Origin of the sequence: Marinobacter sp. (assembly GCF_041687235.1) — a bacterium.
In the GTDB taxonomy this organism is placed as follows: domain Bacteria; phylum Pseudomonadota; class Gammaproteobacteria; order Pseudomonadales; family Oleiphilaceae; genus Marinobacter.
The window spans coordinates 49,527-74,008 of record NZ_JAWLCH010000010.1; the positions used below are offsets into that span (position 1 = coordinate 49,527).

A 24,482-nucleotide genomic window follows, 5' to 3' on the forward strand; every position below is an offset into this window, starting at 1 on the left:
CGCATGCGCGCACTGATCTTTGCAGCCATTGATCGCAGCCGAACCACGCTGCTGACGCTGTTGTTCCTGATCCTCGGCGGTATTGCTGCGTTTCAGACTATCCCGAAAGAAGCCAACCCCGACGTTACCATCCCGATGATCTATGTCTCCATGACCCTGGACGGCATCAGCCCCGAGGACGCGGAGCGTCTGTTGGTGCGGCCCATGGAGCAGGAATTGCGTTCGCTTGAGGGTATCAAGGAAATGCGGGGTACGGCCTCGGAAGGGCATGCCTCGGTGATGCTGGAGTTCGATGCCGGATTCGACCCGGACAAGGCTCTCCAGGATGTTCGGGAGAAGGTGGATACCGCCCGTACCAAGTTACCCCAGGAAGCCGATGAGCCGAGGGTGAACGAGATTAATGTCTCCCTGTTTCCGGTCCTGTCGGTTGGGCTCTCGGGCCCCTTGTCGGAGCGGGAACTGATCACCATCGCCAGGCGGTTCCAGGATGCCATTGAATCCATTCCGGAAGTTCTGGAAGTGGACATTGGCGGCGACCGTGAGGACCTGCTGGAAGTGGTGGTGGATCCCCAGGTTCTGGAGAGCTACGGCATCGACTTTGATCAACTGGCTTCCCTGGTAACCCGGAACAACCAGTTGGTGGCTGCCGGCTCCCTGGATACCGGCAACGGCCGCATGGCGCTGAAGGTCCCCGGAGTGATCGAGACGGTTGAGGATGTGATGTCCATGCCGATCAAAGTCGATGGTGACACCGTCGTCACGTTTGGCGATGTGGCCATGCTCCAGCGCACCTTCAAGGATCCCACCGGTTTTGCACGTATCAATGGCGAGCCGGCCCTGGTGCTGGAGGTGTCTAAACGCTCGGGTGCCAATATCATCGAAACCATTGCCCAGGTCCGGGAACTGATCGAACAGGCCCGGCCAGAGCTGCCGGAATCGCTGGAAATCCGCTACATCATGGACCAGTCCGAGGAAGTGCGGGACATCCTCAGTGATCTGCTGAACAACGTCCTAACTGCCATTGTGCTGGTTCTGATTGTGGTGATCGCCGCCATGGGGCCGCGCTCTGCGGTGATGGTGGGGCTGACCATTCCGGGCGCTTTTCTCACTGGTATTCTGGTGATCTGGAGTATGGGGCTTACCCTCAATATCGTGGTGCTGTTCAGCTTGATTCTGGTGGCGGGCATGCTCGTGGATGGCGCCATTGTGGTGTCTGAACTGGCGGACCGGAATCTCTCGGAGGGGCAGACAGTCAAGCACGCCTGGGCCGAGGCCGCCAGTCGCATGGCGTGGCCCATTATTGCTTCCACAGCGACCACCCTGGCGGTGTTTGTGCCTCTGCTGTTCTGGCCGGGGGTGGTCGGCGAGTTCATGAAGTTCCTGCCCCTGACGGTCATCATCTGCCTGGTTGCTTCCCTGGCCATGGCGCTGGTGTTCCTGCCGGTGCTGGGCAGCGCCAGTGGCGGCCGCCGGGCCCGGCAGGACCACGGGGCAGGGCGCCTGATGCAGGGGTATCGGCGGGTTCTGGCCCTACTGCTCAAGTCTCCCGGGCTGACCCTGGTGGGTGTACTCTGTGTGATTGCGGTTATCTATGCGGCATACGCCCGCTTTAACCACGGCGTGGAATTTTTCCCCAGCGTGGAACCGGATTCGGCCCAGGTGCAGGTGAGAGCCAGAGGCGACCTTTCTGTGTGGGAAAGAGACGCCGTTGTTCGTGAGGTGGAACAACGCCTGCGGGGTATGCCGGAGGTGAAGGCCCTGTATGCCCGGTCGATGGTCAGTGCCGGCTCGCAGCTGGCGCCGGATGTGATTGGTGTCCTTCAATTCCAGTTTACCGACTGGTACACCCGGCGTCCCGCCAGTGCCATTCTTGAGGAGTTCCGGGGGCTGACGTCTGATATTCCCGGGGTTGAGCTTGAATTCCGTAAGCAGGAGGGCGGGCCTGCGGAAGGTAAACCCATTGAGTTGCAGGTGAGTAGCCGGGAGGCGAACAACCTCAACGGCTACGTGGACGAAATCAAAGACCGCATGCGGGAACTGGGTGGCTTCGTTGACATTGAAGATGACCGGAGCCTGCCGGGCATCGAGTGGCGGCTGCAAGTCGACCGGGAGGCTGCAGCCCGCTTTGGCACCGACGTGTTGGGCATTGGCAGTGCTGTCCGTCTGGTCACCAATGGCCTCATTCTGGCCACCTACCGCCCGGAGGACGTTCGGGACGAAGTCGATATTGTGGTGCGGGTCCCCAACAACTGGCGGGAACTGGACCATCTGCAACGGCAGACCATCCACACCTCACGGGGCCAGGTACCGCTTTCGGAATTTGTTGATCTGCGACCCGGTGACAAGACCAACAGTATTGTCAGGGTGGATGGTCAGCGGACGGTGACGATCAAGTCTGACCTGGCCCAGGGCCGCCGTGTCGATGAATTGTTGCGGGCCCTTCAATCGGAAATGCCGGAGCCTCCGGACGGTATTTCAGTGACGTTTGCCGGCGAGAATGAGGATCAGCAGCAGGCCTCGAATTTCCTGGCGACGGCTTTCCTGGTGGCGATTGGTTTGATGCTGCTGATATTGGTGACGCAGTTCAATTCGCTGTACCAGACCTTCCTGATCCTGTCTGCGATTGTGCTGTCGACGGCTGGCGTATTGCTGGGGCTGCTGGTCAACGGCCAGTCCTTTGGCATTGTGATGGTGGGTATGGGCACCATTGCTCTGGCGGGCATTGTAGTGAACAACAACATCATTCTGATAGACACCTACAACCAGATGCGCAAGGACGGCGTTGAGTCCTACCAGGCCGCCCTGGAAACCGGGTGCCTGCGTCTGCGGCCTGTGCTGCTTACCGCCATAACAACCGTTCTGGGCCTGATGCCCATGGTTTTGGGGGTGAACGTGGACCTGCTGACACCCTCCCTCGGCCTTGGGGCACCATCAACACAGTGGTGGACCCAGCTGTCCAGCGCGATCGCCGGGGGCCTGGCCTTTGCCACCATACTGACGCTGTTGCTCACGCCCGCATTGCTGGTTTTGGGAAATCGGGCCGGTCAGGCCTTCGGAAGGCTGACCGACCGGTTCCGCAGTGCTTAGTGCCTGATGCGGTTAGCCAGTTCCTTTGCCCGGGTTGCCATGGCCTCAAGCTCGGGTACGGTGCGCAGGTTGTTCTCGGCCGCCTGATGCATGGCTTCTGAGGTCTCGGCCACATCGGTGACGTTTCGGTTGATGTCTTCACAGACGCTGGTCTGTTCTTCGGCGGCCGTGGCTACCTGCGTTGTTGCATCACTGATACTGCCCATACGTCGGTTGATTTCCGCCAGGGTGGTGCGGACCGCTTCGACTGCCTCGCTGCTTTCCTGGGCAACAACACCCGAGGCCTGCATGAACTCCGTGGCATCCCGTGAGGCACCGCCGATCGCACCGATAATCTGGTCAATCTCCACGGTCGCTTCCTGGGTTTTGGCGGCCAGATTGCGTACCTCATCGGCAACCACGGCAAAACCGCGACCGGCGTCGCCTGCCCGGGCTGCCTCGATGGCCGCGTTCAGGGCCAGCAGGTTGGTCTGGTCCGCAATCTCCCGGATAACCTGCATGACGTCACCCACCTTTTTGCCATCGTTGGCGAGCTGATTGACGGTTTCGGCTGAGCTCCGGATCTGGTCGGTCAGCCGCTGCATACTGTCCACCGCCTTGTTGATCTGTGAGTCGGCGGTGGCGGTTTCTTCGGATGTCTGGGTGACCTCGGTGGCCACCGACGCCGCGTGACTGGCAACGTCCTCGGCGGTCGCCGACATCTCGTTCATGGCGGTGGCAATTTGCTCTATGCGCTGGTGAGCCATGTCGGACTGGCTGACAACGCTGTTGGCGTTCTGGCGAATCAGTTCACCGGTGTCGTTCAATTGCCTGGCATTCTCGCTCAACTGGGTGCCGGTATCGCTGAGGAATCGGTGCAGGCTACGGGCGGCATCCGCCAACTGCCCCAATTCATCGGCGCGCTTCATGGTGACCGGATCGGAGAGGTCTCCGTCGCCCAGACGAGAAATTTGTGACGTGAGTTGCTGTGCGGGCCGGACCACACCCGACAGCAGGATCATGATCAGAACCACGGTGCCAAGAATGATTGCGGCGATCAGAAGCCCCGCCACCAGCCAGCTCCGTTCGGTGACAACGGTGTTCAGTGTCCCGGCCCTGGCAAGGCTGTCTTCCCGAACCGCGGCGGCCGCATCTTCAATCAGTCTGGCGGGTTCCCGGTCGATCCCCTGGACGGCCACATCGCCTGCGTTCGGATCAAAACCGGAGCGGGTGAAGGACTGGAATCCCTCACGATAGGCCCGGCCCATTGTCCGGTGTGCCTGTTTGAAATCGGACATCAGGCCCTTCGCCCCGGGCTCCTGAATACGGGGAATCAGTTCGTCAAGCTGGCTCTGGATGGACGCCTCCTGCTCCTGGAAGCGGTTCCAGTATTTCTCCAGTTGGCCGGGGTCTGATCCCCGAATCAGGACATTCTTCCATTCCTGCACCTGGGTTTTGAAATCCGAAAGCACATCCTGGGACTCGAGCGCCGTGACCATTCGGTTGCTGACGAGGTCGTTGAAATCGTCTTTGACTTTCAGGGAAAAATTCAGGTAAATCACCGCCACGGCAGCGACGATCAGGTTTGCCGTCAAGACGACCAGGAGAACCCGGTTGAGAATGCTTTTGGAGTACCAGCTCATTGATAGGTCCTGAGTGTAATCGGGCGAAAGGGTATGTATTCAGTGTATACGTGAATTTACATGATTAGGTTATCTACTTTTGGTATCGGCCGTTCTGAAGCGGTCTTGACTGCAACTGCCCCTTTTAAATGTGAAGCTTTTATGACAGTTGTCTCATGAGCAATCCACTAACCGTTCTCTATCGGGACGAACATTTGCTAGTCGTGCACAAGCCGGCAGGATTGCTGGTGCACCGTAGCCCGATCGACAAACATGAAACCGAGTTTGCCCTGCAATATGCCCGTGCACTCAATGATGGCCAGCATGTTTTCCCCGTGCACCGCCTGGACCGGCCCACATCCGGTATTCTTGTGTTTGCCAGGGACAGCGATACCGCCCGGGTACTGGGTTTGGCGATGATGGCTGGCGAGGTGACCAAAACCTATCTGGCTATGGTCCGTGGCTGGCCACCGGAGCGCGGAGACATTGATCACCCCCTGCGGGAGGAGCCGGACGATCGGCGTCTGAAGGGGGTGGAGCAGCCGGTACGGGACGCAGTCACTCAGTACCGGACACTGGCAACCACCGAGCTACCGGTCGAGATCGAGAAATACCCGACCAGTCGCTATGCGGTGGTGGAGCTGCGCCCGAAAACGGGCCGAAAGCATCAGCTGCGACGGCACATGAAGCATATTAACCACCCGATCATCGGCGATGCCAATCACGGTCGGGGCCGGCACAACCGCTATTTCGCCGAGCGGTTTGGTCAGGGTCGGTTAATGCTGGCGGCCACGGGAATGGCCTTTCAGCACCCGGGCTCGGGTGAGCCGATGTCGATCACTGCGTCGCCGGAGGCAAGTTTCCTGGAGGTGTTATCGGTATTTCCGGGGTTTGATGTGCCGGATCAGCCTGAAAAGTAGCGGCTTATGAATTCCGGGTAGGGAAGCGGTCTACTGTAGCGGTAACCCTGGAGGTAGTCGCAGCCTTTTTCGAACAGCCAGGCTTCATGGGCCTCGCTTTCCACCCCTTCCGCGACGACAGAAAGCCCGAGCCCCCTGGCAAGTCCGATGATCGACAGGGTAATGGCGCAATCGTTTTCATCGTCAGGCAGGTTGTTGATGAAGGAGCGATCAATCTTGATCCGGGAGAAAGGCAGGCTCTTGAGCCGGGACAGCGATGAATAGCCGGTGCCGAAATCGTCGATGGCAAGCTCGGCGCCAGCCTCTACCAGCTTTTCGAGAACCCGGCCGATCACGTTGAAATCCCCCTGGATCGAATCTTCAGTGACTTCGAACTGCAGGGCACTGACGGGCATATCGTGCTGGTTGCAGATTTCCTGTACCAGCTCCGGTAACTCGGGAACCAGAACCTGCTCGGCCGAAAGGTTGACGGAAAGGGTGGGCAAGGGGATGTTCCGGTCACTCGCGTCACGCCAGTGCGCGCAGACGGTTTTAAGTACACAGGCGCCCAGTTCGTACATCAGGCCCGCGCTCCTTGCCACATCCAGAAACTCGATTGGGGATAGCCAGCCACGCTGTGGGTGCTGCCACCGAACCAGGGCCTCGGCGCTTTCCAGCTGTTCTCCTGTTCGATCCATGATCGGCTGATAGAACACGTCCAGGCCATTGGTTTTCAGTGTTTCCCGCAGTTCGCTTTCCAGGGCAAATCGGGAGCGGGCTGTCATCTGGATTTCTGAATCAAACAGGGTGGAGCGGTCCCGGCCTTGTCTTTTGGCATGGTACATCGCGGCTTCCGCGCCCCGGAGCAGTTCTTCCGGTTCATGGCAGTCACCCGGGAAGTGGCAAATGCCCATACTGGCACTGACGTTCAGATCCTGATCGGATACCCGGATGGGCTGGCGGATCCGGCTCTGGATTTCCCGGGTCACTTCATCGAGGAAGCCAGGCAGGGTGTAATTGCGGATGACCAGTGCAAATTCGTCTCCGCCGATGCGGGCCAGAAAGTCTTTGCCCGCCAGTTGAATCTCTTTCAGCCTGAGGCCAATATCGGCAATGACCTGATCCCCTGCCTGGGGTCCAAGGCCGTCGTTGATGGTTTTCAGGCGGTCAACATCAATCCACAGCAGTGCCAGACTGCCGGTACCCCGTCGTTTGATCTTGCGCACGAGGTGACCGAGCCGGTCGCGAAGGGAATCAATATTGGCAAGGCCGGTGAGGGAGTCGTAACGGCTGACGTACTCCAGGGCCCGCTTGGATCTCAGCCAGGCTTCGTGAGTGTTCATCAGGCTGATGGTGTCAGCGATGGCAACGGCCAGGGAGATGTCCGGGACCGACCACGACCGGCGCACGTCCGATTCCAGACAGATAACACCGCTGAGCCGTTCGCCGTCGAAAATCGGCGCATCCAGCATGGCGTGAATGTTCTGAACAGACAGATATTCGCTATCGAATGAACGGGTGCGGATATCGTTACGGGCGTCTTCCACGGCAATGACCCGTTCTTCCGTAATGGCCCGGAAGTACTCGGGGTGGTCCGAACGGAACAGGTTGAACTCTGACCCTTTCTGCGGCACGCAGCTGTTGCTGCCTGGCTGATCTTCGTCGTGCAGCCACTCGCAGCTGATTCGGTCCCGTTCCGGAGGAAACAGCCAGACGCTTGCCCGCTTCAACCCCAATAGCCGGGTACACAGCTCCATAAGGGCTGACAGTTTCCGGGGGCGGGGCATCTCGATAAAGCTGACGTTGTGGCTCAGCTCCATCAGCGCCTTGTGGTGGGTCACGAGGACTTCACTGTCACGCATGGCCGGGCTCAATGTGTTGTCCCTTTGCTTGAAATACGAACGGCCTGGGCTCTCGGTTCGGCGGAGAAGTCAGGTTATTTCTGAGCTTCCTATAGAATATGGCAGCTGTTTTTATAAGTGTCCAACCTCAGACCGTATTAGCCAGTGAATTGCCGGTGATACGGTTTTCGCTGTCACGGTCCTGGCGATCGAGATCGCGGGCCAGCGGCCAAGGATGGGCGGCTTCCAGGGTGTAAGCAATATCCAGAAGGGTGCGTTCGCCCCCGTGACGCCCCATGAACTGCACGGATACCGGCAGTTGGTCGGGCGTGTGCCCCATGGGAATCGAGATTGCCGGTGCGCCGGTGGCGTTGGCCAGCGGCGTGAAGCTCACATACTGCCGCAGTCGATCGAACAGGGTGTCGAAGGGCACGTCAGGGCTGAGGTGACCAAGGGGTGGCGTTGTGTGACCCAGCACTGGCGTGAGTACCGCATCAAAACCGGCCATGGCGTGTGCATAATCGTGCCAGGACCGCTTCAGCCGCCAGAGTGCGGTGGGCAGGCGCCAGAACTGCCGCCGAAACCTCTGGTCGAGCCCGTTGGTCAGTCCGTCTGTCTGGCGTTTGTCGAACGCTGGATGAAGCAGTTTTTTGCCATTGGCCCTGATGCCGAAGGCCAGCAATGCCCAGTAGAGGGCGAAATCATCCGGGAACGCGCTGTGTACCGGAACGGGAACAGGCTCGATGTGGTGGCCCTGTTTTTCCAGCCTGAGCGCGGTTTCCTCAACCGTCTGGCGGGTAATGTCATCAGTTTTGTGGCCATTAATGGAGTCCAGCACCAGACCGATTTTCAGGGGACGACCCGACGGGCCCTCGATTTTGCCGACCGGCGGCAGCTTTGGATTCCGGTAATAAGTCTCGGCGTGATCGAGAAAGTTGGCGGTATCCCTTACCGAGCGAGTCAATACACCTTCGCTGATAATGTTGATGGGGAGGGAAGCGGCCGCCTCGTTGTCGATCAACCGTCCTCGCGTGGGTTTCAGGCCTACCAGACCGCAGCAAGCCGCGGGGATCCGGATGGAGCCCCCGCCATCATTGGCATGGGCAATTGGAACCACGCCCGCTGCCACCAGGGCCGCTGAACCGCCCGAGGAGGCACCTGATGAGTAAGCCAGATTCCAGGGGTTACGTGTAGCTGGCCCATGGGCAGGTTCGGTGGTGGCGTTGAACCCGAATTCGGGCAGGGTGCTTTTGCCCAGGCAAAGAAAACCCTGGGCCAGCATCTGTCGGGCAAACGGACTGGTCTCGGTTGCCGGTGCTTCCGGCACGGCCAGAGAGCCATGGCGGGTAGTCAGGCCTGCCACGTTGGTGTTGTCTTTTATGTAGGTTGGTACGCCCCGGAAAAAAGGCGACGGAACGGAGCCCTCTTTTGAATCCAGCACCGAAGCTGCATGGATGGCTTCGTCATAGCTTTCTGCGGCTACACCATGGATCAGGGGCTGGGCAGCACGTGCCCTGGCAATGGCTGCCCTGGTGAGTTCCGTAATGGAGATATCCCGATTACGAATCTTCTCGGCCAGGGCTGTGGCGTCATCCCGCCCCATGGCGTCGTTGCTGAACACATGGCAAGACTGTGGAGTTTCAGGGGCGGACATAAACTCATTCTCCGAAAAAAAACACTCAAATACTCTAATGCATTTAAAAACGTGATGACATGTCATTTCAGGTAGGGTGGGCACCTGATCGTCACAACTCCCGGCGCAGACTCTTTTCACAGAGGTTTTCAGATAATAAGCTGTCGACCTTAACCCGTTGTAAGCGATCCTGATGGAATCTATTGAACCCCTGGTACGGCACTTTCTCGGAATTTTCTTCCTGATGATCGGTCTGCAGTTTGCCGGCCGAAGCCTCGGTCTGTTCCAGCGCATGCAGTTTTCTCACATCAACTACGGTCGTCGTGGAAGCGCACCCTGGTGGCATCGGCATATCTTCAACGTGTTCCGGGCGCTCATCCTGGGCATTTGCGTGGTGCGGATTTTTGCGGATATCGACGGCTGGCTGGGCGTTTTCGGCCTGCTTTACGAGTGGCCGGTCTTGCTGGCCGGCATGCTATTGCTGATTGCCTCGTTCACCTCGGTGAATTATCTGCAGGCTTACATGCATGAGGACTGGCGTTCCGGTATTGATCCCCGCAAGGATCAGCGCAAACTGCTGACAAGCGGTCCTTTCGCCCGCTCCCGGAACCCGCTGTTTCTGGCTGTGATGGCTGGGCAACTGGGGTTTTTCCTGGCTCTGCCCAGTGTGTTTTCGCTGGTGTGCCTGGTGGCGGGAGTGCTGGTGATTACCCGCCAGGCCCGGGAGGAAGAGAAGGCGCTGGCGGATAAATTCGGGGAGGAATACGAGCGTTACCGGGTGAGGGTTCCACGCTGGTTCTGATCCGGAAGAGGGGGCTGCGTGTTATGCGGAATTTTTTCGCGCTTCCTTGATGACATCGTAGGCATGACTGATCTCCCGGGTACGCTCCTCCGCCATTTCCCGCATGCTTTCGGGTAGTCCCCGACCCGCAAGCTTGTCCGGGTGGTTCTCGCTCATCAGTTTGCGATAGGCCTTCTTGAGGTCCGCATCACTGGCCGAGGGTGATACGCCGAGTACTTTGTAGGCATCGCTGATCTGGTCTTCTGAAGAGGGTTGGCCAGCCCCGGCCCGATGGGTGTGAGCGCCCCGCAGCATGGCTTCCAACTGGTCAACCTGGCTCTCGGGCAGGCCCAGACCGCGGGCGATCCGCACCAGCATTTCGTGTTCTGCGGGGTGTACAACGCCATCGGCAGCCACGGCCGATACCTGAACCTGAAGAAACATCTGCAGGAAGGCCGGTTGTCGGCCACTGCCCTGCAGGAACCGGTTCAGTTCGGCGTCCAGATCAAAGTCCGGTTCCTTGCCCCGGTTGAAGGCGGCCTTCGCTTTGGCTTTCTGTTCCTCATTGAGGCGGAAGCGTACAAACATGGCTTCCGCCATCTGGATTTCATCCCGGGATATAACGCCGTCTGCCTTGCACAGGGCTCCCATGACCGCAAACACGGATTCGATAAACCCGGACTGGATGCTCTGAAGCTTACCAAGCAGTCGGCGCTTCAGACGGTTGAAGAGAAAGGCGCCAATCGCCGCACCCACCAGAAAACCCGGAAATTTGCCAAAGGCGTAGCCAATCAGCCCGCCAACGATGATTGCAAACAGCATTACTTGGTCCTTAACAGGAATGAATCAGCCGATAGAATATACGTGTTTTTCACTCCGGGTTCATGAACAGGCTTTCATCGACCTGGTCAACCTGGCCGGGTTGCAAGTGCTCCCGGGCGTAGCGTTTGTAAGTGCCGGAGCGGACAAACAGCTCGAACACTGCGCGGTCGATGTGCCCGTCCTCGACCATCCGGGCCATGATTGCGAGCGATTCGGTCAGAGTTTTGCCTTCCTTGTAGGGGCGGTCGACGGCGGTCAAAGCCTCGAACACATCGGCAACCGCCATGATCCTTTCGGGAATCCCCATCTCGGCCGCCGTCAGGCCGTAGGGATAACCCTGGCCGTCCATGCGTTCGTGATGTGTTCCCGCAAGCTTCGGCACATTGGCCAACCGGTCGGGCAGGGGCAGGGCGTCCAGCATGCAGATGGTCTGGACTATGTGTTCGTTAATCTTGAAGCGCTCCTCATCCGTCAGCGTACCTTTGGCTACGGTGAGGTTGTGCAGCTCACCCCGGTTATAGGCGTACTCTGGCAATTTCATGTCGAAGCCCCAGCGATTCCGGGGGTCGTCTTTGCGGACCGGGGGAATGTGTTCGCCCCAGGGCCTCAGATGTTCCGGTTTGTCGGCAAGCAGCTGTTCAGTCGCCGGCAGTGGCGGCTCCGGGCTATCCTGCAGGGCATTTCTCTCGTCCGGCGAGAGTCCGAGCCGGTCACTGAAATGCCGCGACCAGGTTTGCTGGCCGATGCGGTGGATCGTCTCGATGTCTTTTTCGGCCATGAACTCAGTGCCCTGGTTGGCCGTTGCAATCAAACGGAATTCCTCCTGCAGGCGGGCCCGGGTGGACTGGCGTTCCTCATCAGCGGCCGTCTCATCGTCGCCTGCCAGGAGTCGGGACAGGTAACGGATGTCTGCGTCCCGATGCAGGACTTCGAACCGGGTACGGACTTCGTGGATGCGGTTGTGAATGGTTTCCAGCTTGACCGCCTTGTCGACCACATACTCCGGGCTGGTGATCTTCCCACAGTCGTGGAGCCAGGCGGCCAGATGGAATTCCTGGAGCTGCTCTTCGGTCATGGTGAACGAGTCGAAGGCACGGTCGTTGCTGGCGATGGCTTCATCAACCAGCATCTGGGCAAGCTTTGGCACCCGCTCGCAATGGCCACCCGTGTAGGGTGATTTGGCGTCGATGGCATTGGCCACCAGCCGGATGATGCCCTCCAGCAGCGCCTGCTGGCTCTCAATCAGTTCCCGGGTTTCGATGGCTACGGCGGCAGAGCCGGCAATTTCATCCACGAAGATGATAAGGTCATCGCTCAGTTGGGTGTGATCACCCAGCTCCATCTCTATTGCCAGGACACCGATCAGCTGTTTGCGGCGGTTGCGGAGAACCGCGAATACCGGATGTCCGTCGATGTGCTGCCGCAGTAGGCGGATGATGGCACCATCATCAGACTCCGCCGGTACCCCAGAGATGGTTTCGGGCAGCTCAAGAGCCTGTCTCACGGCCAGCGAGAGTTGCTCCTTCTGGCGGGTAAACAGGTAAATGCCGCCACGTTCCTGGCCGACGATGTGAATGATCTGTTTAAGAATATCCCGCAAAAGGTGGTTCAGGTCCTGGCCGCGGTTGAGCACTGATGCGATGCTCTGGAAGCTGCGGATGGTTCTCGCCATGTCGTCCAGCGCCACACTCAACTGGCGGGCTTCGCGGATGTGGGAATCGGACCTTACCGGGGTATCAAACCGGAACCGTGATAGCCGGCTGACCTGATTGGTCAGGTGTTCCAGGGGGCGGCCTACCTGGCGGCCCAGGAACCAGCCAATGACGAGCAACAGCAGGGCGATGAGTCCGGCGATCACCGTTTGCCTCGCCAGCGCCGCCCAGACCTCTGCCAGCAGCTCGTCCGAGGGTATCGCCACCGCGATTGTAAGCCCCTCCTGCTGCAGCGCGCTCAGGGGCTCCGACATTCCATACCAGTCTGCTCCGTCGACACTGAAGCGGTTAACGGCGCTGCCTTCAACGTAGTCACCGGTCTGATCAAGTGCACCAACGATGGCTGGGTCTGGCGTTGTGCGGTTGCCGGAGTCGGCGAGGACTTCCCGATCCTGGTTAACGATGGCAATCCGGGTATTGGGGGTCTGGCGAAGTTCTGCCAGTTGGCTGCTCAAATCGGTCACCGTTACATCGATACCGAAAACGGTACCGGGCCCGCCGGTTTCTTCCGATGCGCGGCGGGACAGCGTTATTCCGGTTTCCTGGGTGGTAAAGAAAGCGTAGGGTGCCGACAGTTCAGTGGAATCCGAGGCCTTGGCCGCGTTGAACCAGGGGCGCGTTCGCGGGTCGAAGTCGTACTCGGGTACCGGTCTTTGCCCGATCATCTGCATGTCGGCGTTGTAGAAACGCCATTGGCCGGGTATTTCACCTCTGCCGTGGGAAATCGTCTGTAGCAAAAACCGGGTTTCTTCCGGGGCGTCCGGAAACTGAAGGGTTCCGGAACTGCGAACCTTCCGCAGGAGAATAAAGTCTCCGTTCGGATAACCGGCATAGACGGCGCTGACGATATCGCTGCTGGCAAGTATGTCTGCCATCACCGGAAGCCGGTCAAGGCGTTGCGGCAGTGTCTGTGCGGCGGCGAGGCTGTCATGGCTGAGCACAGCCAGGGCCGTGGACGGTGGCGCTGTGATGGCGTGAATCCGGTCATCAACGCTGAGTGCCAATTGGCGGGCGGTGGCGCTTGCGGCCGATACTTTGGCTGCCTCCATGCCTCGGAAACTCTGGCCGATCAGCACGATGGTCAGAACCAGCATGGCGAGCGTGATGGCCGATGCAATCAGAAGGGCCAGCGAAACCTGGGCCGACTGGCGTTTTCGATGCATGGATGATCCTTGCGGGTGTAGATTGGCGTAAGACAACAGGGGGAGACCCCTGCCTAGTCAAAGACTAGACGCTGACGTTCAATTTTTCCGTTTTTTTCATGAGAAATCGCAAGTTATGACTCAAGACCTGTTCGGCGAATTGCCACCTCAACAGACCGTTGAGCCTCTGATGGAGGGTGCCGTTGTACTGCGCCAGTTTGCGCTTGCCGATGCGGGGGCGTTGCTGGAAGCCATTGGCCGGGTGACCTCTGAGGCGCCACTCCGGTACATGAAAACGCCTGGTGGCCATGCGATGTCTGCCGCCATGAGCTGTTGCGGGAAGCTGGGTTGGGTCACGGATACCCGAGGGTACCGATATCAGTCGGACGACCCGGAATCCGGCCGGGCGTGGCCCGCCATGCCCTCAATCTTCCGTGAACTGGCCAGGAGGGCAGCGGAAACCGCGGGCTTTGAAGGATTTGAGCCAGATGCCTGCCTGATCAACCGTTACCAGCCCGGCGCAAAAATGGGGCTGCACCAGGACAAGGATGAACAGGATTTCAGTCAGCCGATCGTCTCGGTGTCCCTCGGCCTGCCAATCGTGTTCCAGTTTGGCGGACTTAAACGCAGCGAACGCCCCATCCGGGTTCCGCTTGCCCACGGTGACGTGGTGGTGTGGGGCGGCCCGTCACGGATGCGATATCACGGTGTCCTTACTCTGAAAGCCGGGGAACACCCGATGACTGGTGCGTGCCGTTACAATCTGACGTTCCGGCGCGCCCGATAGAACTCATTGCAACCAGGCGACCAGCAGGCCGGCTGCCAGCGAGAGCACCATAGGGCCGCCGACCAGTAGCCCGGTCTGACGATTACCAACAAACCCCGCAAGAGCCGATTTGACCAGATTGTTGGTGGCGGCGGCGATTACTATTCCGATCACGGCCGTTTCCATGGCCAGGCTGTTGTTGGACATGCGGGTGAGGGACAGGGTAATGGCGTCCACATCCGCAATACCGGAGGTCGCCGCCAGGACATAAATACCCGCATCGCCCAGCCAGCTACCCAGGAACTCGCCCAGTAACAATATCGCTGTCAGCAGCACGCCAAAGACCAGAGCAGAGGTAAGGTCCAGTGGATTCTGGCTCAGAGTCGGCTGGCTGACTTGCAGGTGTTTCTCGTTTCTGCGCCAGATAATCAGCGCGGGCACGTAGAGCAGAAGCGTCATCACGATGACGGGCCAGATAAGATTTGGCAGCAAGTCCCTGTTAATCACCAGGCAGTAAACGAGAATCCGGGGAAACATGGTGCCGCAGGCAATCAGGATGCCGGCGGCGAACTGGGCATTGAGCTCCGGATTCTTTGAGGCCTGACGAGCAAAGTGCAGGGTGAGGGCAGTAGATGAGCTCAGCCCGGCGAACAGGCTGGTAAACAGGATGCCCTTGCGGGTGCCGGCTACCCGTATGGCGAAATAGCCAACAAAGGAAATGGAGGCGATCATCACTACCATCCACCAGATTTCCCGGGGATTCAGAACGCCGCCAGGCCCCATCTTCTCGTTTGGCAGCAACGGCAGCATGACCACGGAGATCAGCAGCAGCTTGAGAGCGGCATCCAGTTCATGTTCCTTCAGCTTGTTGACCCAGCCGTGGATTTCCTGTTTGTTGTCCAGGATAAAGGCAGTAACAACCGCGGCAGCGATGGCAATGACCGGATCCACCGCGACCGCGACGGCGCCGAAACAGAAGGTCAGCACCATACCGACCATACCGGTGATGCTGAAATTGCGGATGTGCTCCAGCCGTTCGCTGTAGGCCACAATGGCCATGGCTACCACACTGATCAAGAGCACGGGAAACGCCCACTCGGTGATTTCCTTGGCCAGTACGGCAGAAATGCCCCCCAGAAGCCCCACCAGAGCAAAGGTCCGGATGCCGGCAATCCGCTCTCCGGATTTCTGTTCCCGGGCATCCCATCCTCGCTCCAGGCCAATAATGGCGCCGAGAAGAAGAGCGACAGCAAGGTTAAGCGTGATCTGGTTTCCGGACAGAAACTGGGAGGCAACATCATCCATGGGTGGGTCAAAGCTCCTCTCATCAAATGGATCATCTGATGATAGCAGGAGAGGCAGTCGATCGTTAGACGTCTAAGAAGTTACCCCTAAGCGCCTTACTTTCCGGCGAGGGGTCTGGTAAGCTTCGCGACCCTGAAATTCGCAGTTACCTGATTTTCATCAACCGTGCAGCAAACCAAAACCGTGACGATCCTTCCGCCCTAGCGCTCAGATTCCTCTCCCTCTGGTTAACTCCCTGAGAAATATGCCTGTAGCCAATGTTTGTCATATTGGGTGCAATCGACGGTTTTGTCTCAGCTTTTCTTATTTCTACAGCAATCCGGAAACCCGACATTATGGTGAATTCCCTAAAAGCCAACTGGCTTTCGAATATCCGTGGCGATGTGCTCGCTGGTATCGTTGTGGCACTGGCACTGATCCCGGAGGCCATCGCCTTCTCGATCATTGCCGGTGTCGATCCCAAAGTGGGTCTTTACGCCTCGTTCTGTATCGCGGTGATCATTGCCTTTGTGGGCGGCCGTCCCGGTATGATTTCGGCCGCCACGGGCGCCATGGCCCTGTTGATGGTGACGCTGGTGAAAGAGCATGGTCTCGAGTACCTCCTTGCTGCGACGCTGCTGACCGGTGTTATTCAGATTGCCGCGGGCTATCTCAAGCTCGGCGGCCTGATGCGGTTCGTTTCGCGCTCGGTGGTAACCGGTTTTGTAAACGCCCTGGCCATCCTTATTTTTATGGCTCAGTTGCCCGAACTGACCAACGTTACCTGGCACGTCTACGCCATGACAGCGGCCGGCCTGGGGATTATCTACCTCTTCCCGCTGCTGCCCCGGATCGGCAAGATCCTGCCTTCACCCCTGGTGTGCATTGTGGTTCTGACCGGCGTTGCCATGTACCTGAACCTCGATATCCGCACGGTCGGTGATATGGGCGAATTGCCCGATACGCTGCCGATCTTCCTGTGGCCGGATGTGCCCCTGAACCTGGAAACCCTGATGATCATCCTGCCTTACTCCGTGGGGCTGGCCGTTGTGGGGCTGCTGGAATCGATGATGACCGCAACCATCGTCGATGACCTGACCGACACCACCAGTGACCGCAACCGTGAGTGCAAGGGTCAGGGCATTGCCAACATCGGCTCCGGCCTGCTTGGTGGTATGGCGGGCTGCGCGATGATCGGGCAGTCCATTATCAATATCAAATCTGGCGGCCGTACCCGGCTGTCGACACTGACGGCCGGTGTGTTCCTGCTGATTATGGTATTGGTGCTGGACAAGTGGCTGGTCCAGATCCCCATGGCGGCCCTTGTTGCTGTGATGATCATGGTGTCGATTGGCACCTTCAGTTGGGGCTCGATCAAGAACCTGCGGGAACATCCGCTTTCAACCAACATCGTGATGGTTGTGACGGTGATTGTAGTGGTTGCCACCCATAACCTGGCGTTTGGCGTACTGGCCGGCGTTCTCCTGGCGGCCCTGTTTTTTGCCAACAAAGTTGGCCATTACATGCTGGTGACTTCCGAGCTGGATGAAGCAACCGATACCCGCACCTACACAGTTGTGGGCCAGGTGTTTTTCAGTTCCTCGGAAAAATTCACGGAATCCTTTGATTTCAAAGAAGCAGTCGATAATGTGGTCATTGACCTTACACGGGCGCACTTCTGGGACATTACCGCGGTTGGTGCCCTGGACAAGGCCGTGATCAAGTTCCGCCGTGAGGGTTCGGAAGTTGAGGTTATCGGGCTGAACGAAGCCAGTGCCACGATCGTTGACCGCTTCGGTGTGCACGACAAGCCGGACGCCGTTGACCAGCTGATGGGGCACTGAACATGACACAGACCAAGGAATCCAACAACGATCGCAGTCAGAATAACAATCACAAGGATCATGAAGGCGAGGTTGAGATGTTACGAGTAGTTGCCTGTATTGATGGCTCCCAGGCGGCGCCAGCGGTTTGCGATTACGCAGCCTGGGCCAGCAAGCACATGGAAACGCCCATGATGCTGCTGCACGTGCTGGACGAGGAACGTTATCCGGCGGAGCCGGATCTGGCTGGCAACATTGGTCTGGGCAGCCGTGAACAGCTGCTCGAAGACCTGGCAGAGCTGGACCGCAAACGCGCCAAGCTGGCACTTGAGCATGGCCACCACATGCTGGACGAAGCGGAAAAGCGGGTCAGCGAAGCCGGTGTCAGTGACGTGGTGCAGCGTCAGCGCCATGGTGACCTGACCGAGTCACTGCTGGCGCTGGAGAACCAGACTCGCCTGCTGGTGATGGGCTTGCACGGCGAGAGCAGCTCCGAGCGTGACACCCACATTGGCAGCCAGCTGGAGACGGTGATCCGCAGCATGCATCGCCCGATTCTCCTGGTCCCGGACGAGTTCACCCAGCCCCGCAGTGCCATGCTGGCCTTTGATGGCAGCGCAACGGCCTTCAAAGGGGTTGAATTGCTGGCCGGAAGTCCGGTTCTGAAAGGCATGCCGTTGCATCTGGTGATGGTTGGGCCGGACACCAGCGACCGCTGGGAGCAGCTCAGGAAAGCCGAAAAAATGCTGGCAGGGCTGGAATCCGAAATCACTCTGGCGATCCGTGCCGGCGATGTGGAACCCGCGTTGCACGCCTACCAGGAAGAACACGATATCGACATCCTGGTGATGGGCGCCTATGGGCACTCCCGCATCCGCCAGTTCCTCGTGGGCAGTACAACCACTACGATGCTGAAAACCGCCAAAAAGCCCCTGGTGGTGCTTCGCTAGGCGTCGTTCCCCGCAGCAACACCGGATGCCCAGGCCCATTGGAAATTATGGCCGCCGAGGTGTCCGGTGACATCGACCACCTCGCCAATGAAATACAGATTTGGTTGCTCCAGAACCGCCATGGTTTTGGAGGAGAGCTGGCGGGTGTCGACACCTCCGAGCGTGACCTCCGCTGTGCGGTACCCTTCGGTGCCAGCCGGCTTGATCGACCATTGGCCAAGAATATCAGCAACCTGCTCAATATCGCTGTTCTTGTAGCCCTGCAAAGGACCGGTCCAGCCCTGCAGCTCGTTGAAGGCCTGGGCAAACCGTTTGGGCAGGTGCTGGGTCAGGTAGTTTGCAATGGTCGATTGCGGGCGGGTTTTCCGGAGGTTCAGCAGGTCATCCTTGATGCGGCAGGCCGGCAGCAGATTGATTGCCAGGCTGTCGCCCGGCTCCCAGAAACTGGAAATCTGGAGCATGGCCGGGCCACTGAGCCCGCGATGGGTGACCAGCATCGGTTCCCGGAAGTGCTGGCCATGGCACTGCACGTCAACGGGGCAACTGACACCGGACAAAGGCGCGAGCTGTTCTTTCAATTCCGGCTGCAGGGTGAAGGGCACCAGGCCCGCGCGGGTGGGAAGTATGTCCAGCCCGAACTGCTCGGCTACCCGGTAACCAAAGGCGGTGGCGCCCATGGTGGGAATCGACAGGCCACCGGTGGCGATCACCAGGGATTCACAGCTGAGATCCCCGGATCCGACGCGCAAACGGTAGCCGCTGTCGGTTTCGGAAATGCGGTCGACCGCTGTCTTCATTCTCACTTCCGCCCCCGCCCACTCGCATTCGGTCAGTAGCATGTTGAGGATGTCCTTGGCGCTGTCCTTGCAGAACAACTGGCCGGGGGCTTTTTCCTCATGCTCAATGCCGTGGCGGTCCACCAGTTCCAGAAAATCCTGGGGCGTGTAGCGCTTGAGCGCGGAAATGCAGTAGTGCGGGTTATCCGACAGGAAGTTGGCGGGCGTGCTGTTCAGATTGGTGAAGTTGCAGCGCCCGCCGCCGGACATGAGGATTTTCTTGCCGGGTTTGTTGGCGTGATCCAGCACCAGCACGCGGCGACCCCGGTACCCGGCGGTTGCTGCACACATCAGGCCCGCTGCGCCGGCGCCGATGATGATTACGTCGTACTGTGATGCTGAACCTGCCGCCATGGTACCCGCCTAAGGAAAGAAAACGGCGGGCAGTATACCAGTCTCAGGGCAGGTAGACGGAGCCTTCCATGTAGAACGCCGCCTGGCCGGCGATGTCTACCCGGTCGCCTTTCAGTTCGCAGCGCAGCACACCGCCTCGGGCCGAAACTTGCCGGGCGTCCAGGTGTGTCTTGTCCAGTTTTTCTGACCAATAGGGCACCAGCACACTGTGAATGGAACCGGTAACCGGGTCTTCATCAATGCCGGCGCCCGGGGCGAAATAACGGCTGACAAAATCGCAGTCGGTGCCAGGTGCGGTGATGATCAGCCCCTGGTTGCCCAGTTGCTTGAGCTTGCGCATATCCGGTTGAGCTGACCGCACAGCGTCCTCATCCCTCAGAACCACCATGTAATTGGTGTCGTTTGGAACGAAAAACGCAGTATCAGGCGCGTTATCCAGGGCTTCCCGAATCAGTGCCGGCGTGCTCTGTTCCTCGAAAGCCAGATTCGGGAAATCCAGTACCAGCCAGCCGTCTGCTGCCTGCCGGACGGAGAGCGGACCACTTTTGGAGCGAAAGCGGATTCGCTCATCATCCCAGCCAAGTTTGTTGAAAATAACCCAGGCACTGGCCAGGGTGGCATGGCCACACAGTGGCACCTCTGTGCCCGGGGTAAACCAGCGGATATGGAAATCGGCGTCCTCGTCGTCCGGAAGACGCACGAGAAAGGCCGTTTCTGAGAGGTTGTTCTCCATGGCAAGCGAGAGCATGACATTGTCCGGTAGCCATTGCTCCAGGGGCATGACCGCGGCCGGGTTGCCACCGAAAATCCTGCTGGTAAAAGCATCAACCTGGTAGAGGGGCTGTGTCATGGTCTTTTCTCCTTGAATGATCGTCTAGCGTAATGATGCGCCCGGTGCCGGGCAAACATCTCCAGTTCTGAAGCGCTATAAAAGTGCAGTTCCGGCAATGGGGCCGAATGCGTCAGTACCCAGTGTTCCCGAGTCGGTTCGTTGATCAAAAACCCCAGGTCTTCGAGCCATCGACGGGTGACGTCCATGCCTTTGAAGAGCGGTGTCGCGCAGGCCTGCAAAGCGAACAGGTCTTTACGGGTTGCTACAGGTGCAGATAGATGCGTGTTGGCGATGCCCATGGTGAAACTCCTTCTTCTGTTTTGACTCCGTTTATTGTCGGCCCCCGCTGACAGTCATTACAGATTCAGATAATCTCATTTTGAACCGGTACAGGATGTGGTTTTTGGGATCTGTGCTGGTCGTATTCGACAGCATCTGTACTGCATGGAAAAGCGCGGTGTCTGGTGCAATAGAGTGGTGACTCCGGAGGTAACAGTGACGAGGGACGGGCAATGGGCATTCTTTACAATCAGGTGGCGGATCAGCTTCAGGAGTTGATTCGGGACGGTGTCTACCGCGACGGTGATCGATTACCGGGCGTGCGAATGCTGAGCCGGCAGTTTGGCGTGAGTATTTCCACCATCCTGCAAGCGCACCAGACCCTGGAAGCACGGGGTTTTTTGCAGGCCCGGGAGCGCAGTGGCTACTTCGTAAGGTTGCCGACCGTGGATGCACCCGAACCGGTGATGCGCCGGCATCGCAGTCGTCCGGTGCCGGTCAGCGCCCGGGAAATGACCCTGGACCTTTGCGCCGACGAGCAGAAGCGCATGGTGCCTCTGGCCACAGCGATTCCCCATCCGGATTACCTTCCGCTCCGGCAGATCCAGCACAGCACGCTCTGGGCTGCACGCCGGGGCCTGGAAACACTGGACTACGCCTTTCCCGGAAAAGAATCGTTCCGGCGGCAAATTGCCCAGCGGATGGCGACCCTCGGGGTTCCGGTAACGCCGGATGACGTGCTCGCCACCAACGGTGCCCAGGAGGCTATCATCCTGGCGCTGCGGGCGGTAACCCAGCCCGGTGACATAGTAGCGGTGGAATCGCCGTCCTTCCCCGGCATTCTTCAGGCCCTGGAAGTGGTCGGGCTGAAGGTCATTGAAATTCCGACGCATCCTTCCGAAGGTCTGAGCCTCGAAGGCTTGCAACTGGCCCTCGAGCAGTGGCCCCTGAAAGCCTGTGTGGTGGTGACCAATCACAGCAATCCCATGGGTGCGCAGATGTCTGACGAGCGCAAGAAGCAGCTGGTCTCCATGCTGGCGGCGGCTGCTGTGCCGCTGATTGAGGACGATATTTATGGGGATCTGCACCACTCCGGGGACCGGCCGCGCCCGGCGAAGGCCTTTGACCGGGCTGATAACGTGATTTACTGCAGCTCCTTCTCGAAGACTATCTCGCCAGGCCTGAGGCTGGGCTGGATGGTGCCGGGGCGGCATATGGCCAGCGCCAGGCAGCACAAGTATTTCGTCAACCTGGCGACCTCTTCGATTCCCCAGATGGCGGTGGCGCATTTTCTGGAGCAGGGCGGTTACGATCGCTATCTGCGGTCGGCGCGCCAGCACTATCGCGAGTCCACCGAGCGAATGCGTACAGCCGTGGCCCGGGCATTTCCGGAAGGTACCGCTGTGAGTCGACCCCAGGGCGGATTTGTCCTCTGGGTGCAGTTGCCGGACGGCGTTTCCGGTACGGAGGTTTACCACAGGGCCAGGGCGGAGGATATCAACGTGGCACCGGGGCTGATGTTCTCCACCGCCGACAAATACGAAAATTGCCTGAGGCTGAACAGCGCCAACCCCTGGAGTGAACGTATAGAGCAGGCTGTGGCCAGACTGGGAGTGTTGGCTCACGATGTTCAGGCTGCGGCGGGTTAGGGCCGTTCAGCTCTTTTCCCTACGCAGGTCCAGCGGGTCGAGCAGCCCGGCGGCAATGGCTGTGCCGGTAACATCCGGCAGGCGATCGGCGCCCAGGCGTTTCATCACCCGGGCCCGGTACAGATCAATCGTCTTGACGCTGACATCCAGCTGCTCGGCGATTTCCCGGCTGGTGTAGCCCTGGGCCAGTGGCAGAAACACATCCCGTTCGCGCCGGGTGAGGGTGGTCAGCAGGGCGTCGGTTGCTTCATCGCCCTGCAGCTGTGTGCCGGATTGCTGGTGTTCCTGAAGGGCCTGTTGAACGCTGTCCAGCAGCAGCTGTTCATTGAAAGGCTTTTCGATGAAATCGAAAGCGCCGGATTTGAACGCCCTGACCACAATGGGCACATCCGCATGGCCGGAGACAAAGATGATGGGCAGGTCCAGCCCTCGCTTCTGAAGCTCCTCCTGAACGTTCAGCCCGCCGAGCCCCGGCATCCTCACATCCAGAACCACGCAGCCGGCTTTGCCGTTGCCAACGGCGTCCAGAAATTTGCGGCCGTCGCTGTAGGCCTGGACGTTCAGGCCCACGGATTCCAGCAACCATTGGGTGGATTCCAGCATGCCTGCGTCGTCGTCAACAACATAGACGGTGGTGGCTTCCGGGGCAGAGTGGTCAGTCATCGGGCTGGTTCTCCGTGGTTGCGGTTCTGTGCTTCTGGTTCTGGCTGGCCGGGAATCGACAGATCAGGGACAGGCCACCGGTCGCGGCGGGGCGGGCATCCAGAAAGCCGCCAAAGCCTTCAATGATCGATCGGCTCATGGACAGGCCAAGGCCCAGTCCCTGGGGCTTGCTGGTGTAGAACGGCTGGAACATCTGCCGGATACCCTGCTCATCCAGGCCCGGGCCTTCATCAGTGACTTCAATCAGAGTTTCGTTCTGATCGTTGATGCAGGTGGTTATGACGATCTGCGCAGGTGCGCTCCGGGTTTCTTTGTGACGGGCTTCGATCGTCGCTTCAATGCCATTTCGGATCAGATTGATCAGTACCTGTTCCAGCAGCACCGGATCGGCGGTGATGACTGGCGCGCAGCAGGCCAGTCTCTCGCGGATCTGCACGTTATTCTTCTCGGCCTCCCACTGACACAGGCGGGCGACGTTGTTTACGACATCATTCAGGGCGAGTGGCGCGGTGCGCTTCTGGCCCTTGCGTAGAAAAGCCCTCAGGCGCTTGATCACTTCCGATGCGCGGTTGGCATGGTGAACAATTTTCTGTAGGCCATCATCCACGCGGTCCAGGCATTCGGGGTGGGTTCGGGCGCTTTTCAGGTAGCGCTGGCTGGCACTGGCGAAGTTCACAATGGTGGCCAGTGGCTGGTTCATCTCGTGGGCAATGCTGGAGGCAAGCTCCCCGAGAGTGGCGAGCCTGGCGGTATGGGCCAGTTCGTCGGCCAGCCTGCGGTTGTTCTCCTCGGATTCCACCCGGGCGGTGATGTCCCGGGATACGCTGATGACCTCAATCACGGCGCCGGTGTAGGTCTCCCGGATGGCCCGGCTGGCAATCTCGAACCAGCGGCGGGATCCGTCCCGGTGGATGATCTCCAGGGTCATGGTGGCGTAGCCGTCATCCCGGAGCAGGTTTCGGGTCTCCGCCAGTTTCTGGGCGACATGGTTGCCGCGAAAGACCTCTTCGAGCGGTTTGCCTCGTAATTCTTCCGGCCAATAACCCAGCAGACGCCATGACGCGGGGGTGGCATCGATAAAGCGCCCGTCCGGAGCGTGGCGGGAGATCAGGTCGGTGGTGTTTTCGGTGATCAACCGGTACAGGCGGTTGGAGCGGGTTGCCTCTTCCTGGGTCAGAATCTCATCTGTGGCGTCTCTCGCTCGTGCCAGAACCCTGCTGCTTCGGACATCAGGGACGAACGTCCACATCAGGATGGTTCCCGGAATACGGGCTTCGACATTCTCGATTGCCCGGTCCTGTTCCAGTGCAGATTTCACAAGTGCCAGAACGTTTACCGGCAGCAGCCCGGACTGGGAGGCCAGGTTCGCCGTCTGGCACAGGTTCCGGCTTGCGCCGTTGCCCTCGAGAACGGCGCCGTCAGCATCCAGGATCAATCCGGGTTGCGGGTCGGCGTCGTGCAAACTAAATACACTTGGAGTGGAAGAATCGTTCATGGCTTATCGGTATAGTAAATTAACTATAATACG

General features: G+C 59.1%; 18 protein-coding genes. 7 read left to right on the top strand and 11 right to left on the bottom strand.

The features are described 5' to 3' along the window. Positions 1-3 precede the first annotated feature (3 nt). Positions 4-3,087: an efflux RND transporter permease subunit gene (locus ACESMK_RS14210; RefSeq protein ID WP_373000011.1), complete on the top strand. Its 3,084-nt coding sequence runs from the start codon at positions 4-6 to the stop codon at positions 3,085-3,087. Here ACESMK_RS14210 and ACESMK_RS14215 read toward each other — a convergent pair. Further along, positions 3,084-4,709, bottom strand: a complete 1,626-nt coding sequence (locus ACESMK_RS14215) for a methyl-accepting chemotaxis protein (protein ID WP_373000014.1) — start codon at positions 4,707-4,709, stop codon at positions 3,084-3,086. The two genes, ACESMK_RS14210 and ACESMK_RS14215, sit on opposite strands and share 4 nt — an antisense overlap. Before the next feature lie 155 nt (positions 4,710-4,864). Here ACESMK_RS14215 and ACESMK_RS14220 point away from each other — a divergent pair, with 155 nt between their 5' ends. Beyond that, entirely contained in the window at positions 4,865-5,608 is a 744-nt protein-coding gene (locus ACESMK_RS14220) for a pseudouridine synthase (RefSeq protein WP_373000017.1), read from the top strand. Here the strand turns inward: ACESMK_RS14220 and ACESMK_RS14225 are convergent. Together ACESMK_RS14225 and ACESMK_RS14230 are read right to left on the bottom strand one after the other, a co-directional pair. After that, complete coding sequence (locus ACESMK_RS14225) at positions 5,593-7,449, bottom strand: putative bifunctional diguanylate cyclase/phosphodiesterase (RefSeq protein ID WP_373000020.1); 1,857 nt, start codon at positions 7,447-7,449, stop codon at positions 5,593-5,595. The genes ACESMK_RS14220 and ACESMK_RS14225 overlap by 16 nt on opposite strands. Before the next feature lie 127 nt (positions 7,450-7,576). Then, positions 7,577-9,082 carry an amidase gene (locus tag ACESMK_RS14230; protein WP_373000023.1) on the bottom strand — a complete coding sequence of 502 codons (1,506 nt, stop codon included), beginning with the start codon at positions 9,080-9,082 and terminating at the stop codon, positions 7,577-7,579. A 172-nt stretch (positions 9,083-9,254) separates the two neighbouring features. On the opposite strand from ACESMK_RS14230, the gene ACESMK_RS14235 reads away from it, so the two are divergent. Continuing rightward, positions 9,255-9,863, top strand: a complete 609-nt coding sequence (locus ACESMK_RS14235) for a methyltransferase family protein (RefSeq protein ID WP_373000026.1) — start codon at positions 9,255-9,257, stop codon at positions 9,861-9,863. 21 nt (positions 9,864-9,884) lie between these two features. Here ACESMK_RS14235 and djlA read toward each other — a convergent pair whose 3' ends face one another. Together djlA and ACESMK_RS14245 are read right to left on the bottom strand one after the other, a co-directional pair. Beyond that, on the bottom strand, positions 9,885-10,664 hold the full coding sequence (djlA, locus tag ACESMK_RS14240) for a co-chaperone DjlA (RefSeq protein ID WP_373000029.1): 780 nt from the start codon (positions 10,662-10,664) through the stop codon (positions 9,885-9,887). A gap of 49 nt (positions 10,665-10,713) precedes the next feature. Beyond that, entirely contained in the window at positions 10,714-13,539 is a 2,826-nt protein-coding gene (locus ACESMK_RS14245) for an HD domain-containing phosphohydrolase (RefSeq protein WP_373000032.1), read from the bottom strand. Positions 13,540-13,654: 115 nt separating this feature from the next. Here ACESMK_RS14245 and alkB point away from each other — a divergent pair, with 115 nt between their 5' ends. Continuing rightward, entirely contained in the window at positions 13,655-14,305 is a 651-nt protein-coding gene (gene alkB, locus ACESMK_RS14250; protein ID WP_373000035.1) for a DNA oxidative demethylase AlkB, read from the top strand. Between the two features lie 3 nt (positions 14,306-14,308). On the opposite strand, the gene ACESMK_RS14255 is transcribed toward alkB, so the two are convergent. Further along, positions 14,309-15,589, bottom strand: a complete 1,281-nt coding sequence (locus ACESMK_RS14255) for an MgtC/SapB family protein (RefSeq protein WP_373000038.1) — start codon at positions 15,587-15,589, stop codon at positions 14,309-14,311. A 335-nt stretch (positions 15,590-15,924) separates the two neighbouring features. On the opposite strand from ACESMK_RS14255, the gene ACESMK_RS14260 reads away from it, so the two are divergent. Then, on the top strand, positions 15,925-17,412 hold the full coding sequence (locus ACESMK_RS14260; protein ID WP_373000041.1) for a SulP family inorganic anion transporter: 1,488 nt from the start codon (positions 15,925-15,927) through the stop codon (positions 17,410-17,412). A 2-nt stretch (positions 17,413-17,414) separates the two neighbouring features. After that, positions 17,415-18,341: a universal stress protein gene (locus ACESMK_RS14265; protein WP_373000044.1), complete on the top strand. Its 927-nt coding sequence runs from the start codon at positions 17,415-17,417 to the stop codon at positions 18,339-18,341. On the opposite strand, the gene ACESMK_RS14270 is transcribed toward ACESMK_RS14265, so the two are convergent. From ACESMK_RS14270 to ACESMK_RS14280, 3 genes are read right to left on the bottom strand one after another with little or no spacing between them, the layout of a single operon-like run. Further along, complete coding sequence (locus ACESMK_RS14270; RefSeq protein WP_373000047.1) at positions 18,338-19,531, bottom strand: NAD(P)/FAD-dependent oxidoreductase; 1,194 nt, start codon at positions 19,529-19,531, stop codon at positions 18,338-18,340. The genes ACESMK_RS14265 and ACESMK_RS14270 overlap by 4 nt on opposite strands. A gap of 43 nt (positions 19,532-19,574) precedes the next feature. Beyond that, a complete protein-coding gene (locus ACESMK_RS14275; protein ID WP_373000050.1) occupies positions 19,575-20,381 on the bottom strand; it encodes a PhzF family phenazine biosynthesis protein in 807 nt (268 codons plus the stop codon). Continuing rightward, positions 20,378-20,662, bottom strand: a complete 285-nt coding sequence (locus tag ACESMK_RS14280; RefSeq protein ID WP_373000053.1) for a hypothetical protein — start codon at positions 20,660-20,662, stop codon at positions 20,378-20,380. Before ACESMK_RS14280 ends, ACESMK_RS14275 begins: the two co-directional genes overlap by 4 nt. A 213-nt stretch (positions 20,663-20,875) precedes the next feature. Here ACESMK_RS14280 and ACESMK_RS14285 point away from each other — a divergent pair, with 213 nt between their 5' ends. Then, positions 20,876-22,291 (top strand): PLP-dependent aminotransferase family protein, encoded by a 1,416-nt coding sequence (locus ACESMK_RS14285; protein ID WP_064227338.1) that lies wholly within the window; start codon positions 20,876-20,878, stop codon positions 22,289-22,291. 6 nt (positions 22,292-22,297) lie between these two features. Here ACESMK_RS14285 and ACESMK_RS14290 read toward each other — a convergent pair whose 3' ends face one another. Both ACESMK_RS14290 and ACESMK_RS14295 read right to left on the bottom strand, forming a co-directional pair. Continuing rightward, complete coding sequence (locus tag ACESMK_RS14290) at positions 22,298-22,954, bottom strand: response regulator transcription factor (protein WP_373000056.1); 657 nt, start codon at positions 22,952-22,954, stop codon at positions 22,298-22,300. Next, positions 22,947-24,449 carry a sensor histidine kinase gene (locus ACESMK_RS14295; protein ID WP_373000060.1) on the bottom strand — a complete coding sequence of 501 codons (1,503 nt, stop codon included), beginning with the start codon at positions 24,447-24,449 and terminating at the stop codon, positions 22,947-22,949. Before ACESMK_RS14295 ends, ACESMK_RS14290 begins: the two co-directional genes overlap by 8 nt. Positions 24,450-24,482: the final 33 nt, after the last annotated feature.

Excerpts from the sequence above, each read along its gene's own strand:
- ACESMK_RS14210 (WP_373000011.1), top strand. The coding sequence starts at position 4 with ATGCGCGCACTGATCTTTGCAGCCATTGATCGCAGCCGAACCACGCTG.
- ACESMK_RS14215 (WP_373000014.1), bottom strand. The coding sequence starts at position 4,709 with ATGAGCTGGTACTCCAAAAGCATTCTCAACCGGGTTCTCCTGGTCGTC.
- ACESMK_RS14220 (WP_373000017.1), top strand. The coding sequence starts at position 4,865 with ATGAGCAATCCACTAACCGTTCTCTATCGGGACGAACATTTGCTAGTC.
- ACESMK_RS14225 (WP_373000020.1), bottom strand. The coding sequence starts at position 7,449 with ATGCGTGACAGTGAAGTCCTCGTGACCCACCACAAGGCGCTGATGGAG.
- ACESMK_RS14230 (WP_373000023.1), bottom strand. The coding sequence starts at position 9,082 with ATGTCCGCCCCTGAAACTCCACAGTCTTGCCATGTGTTCAGCAACGAC.
- ACESMK_RS14235 (WP_373000026.1), top strand. The coding sequence starts at position 9,255 with ATGGAATCTATTGAACCCCTGGTACGGCACTTTCTCGGAATTTTCTTC.
- djlA (WP_373000029.1), bottom strand. The coding sequence starts at position 10,664 with ATGCTGTTTGCAATCATCGTTGGCGGGCTGATTGGCTACGCCTTTGGC.
- ACESMK_RS14245 (WP_373000032.1), bottom strand. The coding sequence starts at position 13,539 with ATGCATCGAAAACGCCAGTCGGCCCAGGTTTCGCTGGCCCTTCTGATT.
- alkB (WP_373000035.1), top strand. The coding sequence starts at position 13,655 with ATGACTCAAGACCTGTTCGGCGAATTGCCACCTCAACAGACCGTTGAG.
- ACESMK_RS14255 (WP_373000038.1), bottom strand. The coding sequence starts at position 15,589 with ATGGATGATGTTGCCTCCCAGTTTCTGTCCGGAAACCAGATCACGCTT.
- ACESMK_RS14260 (WP_373000041.1), top strand. The coding sequence starts at position 15,925 with ATGGTGAATTCCCTAAAAGCCAACTGGCTTTCGAATATCCGTGGCGAT.
- ACESMK_RS14265 (WP_373000044.1), top strand. The coding sequence starts at position 17,415 with ATGACACAGACCAAGGAATCCAACAACGATCGCAGTCAGAATAACAAT.
- ACESMK_RS14270 (WP_373000047.1), bottom strand. The coding sequence starts at position 19,531 with ATGGCGGCAGGTTCAGCATCACAGTACGACGTAATCATCATCGGCGCC.
- ACESMK_RS14275 (WP_373000050.1), bottom strand. The coding sequence starts at position 20,381 with ATGACACAGCCCCTCTACCAGGTTGATGCTTTTACCAGCAGGATTTTC.
- ACESMK_RS14280 (WP_373000053.1), bottom strand. The coding sequence starts at position 20,662 with ATGGGCATCGCCAACACGCATCTATCTGCACCTGTAGCAACCCGTAAA.
- ACESMK_RS14285 (WP_064227338.1), top strand. The coding sequence starts at position 20,876 with ATGGGCATTCTTTACAATCAGGTGGCGGATCAGCTTCAGGAGTTGATT.
- ACESMK_RS14290 (WP_373000056.1), bottom strand. The coding sequence starts at position 22,954 with ATGACTGACCACTCTGCCCCGGAAGCCACCACCGTCTATGTTGTTGAC.
- ACESMK_RS14295 (WP_373000060.1), bottom strand. The coding sequence starts at position 24,449 with ATGAACGATTCTTCCACTCCAAGTGTATTTAGTTTGCACGACGCCGAC.